Below are 665 nucleotides of genomic sequence, written 5' to 3' on the forward strand. Positions count from 1 at the left end.
AAATTCACTATGCCACTTCAATGTTTAGTGGATAAGAAAATTTGGCCACTAGATTAAAGGTCTTGTTATAGTTTAAGTCATTCGTTAAATGCTAATTTAGCAACCCGTATAACTTAGTTTCGTCCAGAAACGTTTTTAAAATTGATCAAACTCTATTGTCCTCCGACAACATTAGCTACATATAGAGCGAGCATAGGGTCAGATAGAGTTTAAAAGTAGGTAGTGGTTAGGGGGGGGATTGGTGATCTTAATTACACATCCCTGTGTAACGTATTCTGAATGTCAGCTGGCTTTAAAGCGCTTCATAAATTGACTAAAGCGTGGAATCAGGTTTTGCACAGTCGGCGCATCGGGAATCTCATTTACAAAAATCATAAAGCGCTGTGCTTTACTTTTATCACCTTGAGCAGTCCCTGCTAGTATTGCTTGAGCTAAAATTACATGCTCAGCGGTAACGTCCTTATTCGAAAATTCGTGAATCAACATAGAAAATCCTAATAAGTATAAATACGGAAGTAATAATACAATATGTTGATATTTATATCGATAGCTTATGGTATTCATCAATGTCAGATTTGTGTAAAAGCAAGACAATGATGTGCATCATCAATACTGGACAGTGAGCTTAGTGACTTTCCTTACTTATTCGGCTCTTCTCCGCTTAG

General features: G+C 36.8%; 1 protein-coding gene. It reads right to left on the reverse strand.

Going from position 1 to position 665, the window contains the following annotated elements; genetic code table 11:
• Positions 1 to 282: 282 nt before the first annotated feature.
• Positions 283 to 486 (reverse strand): hypothetical protein, encoded by a 204-nt coding sequence (locus BCT49_RS01790; RefSeq protein ID WP_004736343.1) that lies wholly within the window; start codon positions 484 to 486, stop codon positions 283 to 285.
• Between the last annotated feature and the right edge of the window lie 179 nt (positions 487 to 665).

The sequence above is a fragment of the Vibrio lentus genome (assembly GCF_002875945.1).
Classification (GTDB): domain Bacteria; phylum Pseudomonadota; class Gammaproteobacteria; order Enterobacterales; family Vibrionaceae; genus Vibrio; species Vibrio apostichopi.

Coding starts and splice junctions, on each gene's coding strand:
- BCT49_RS01790 (WP_004736343.1), bottom strand. CDS start 486: ATGTTGATTCACGAATTTTCGAATAAGGACGTTACCGCTGAGCATGTA.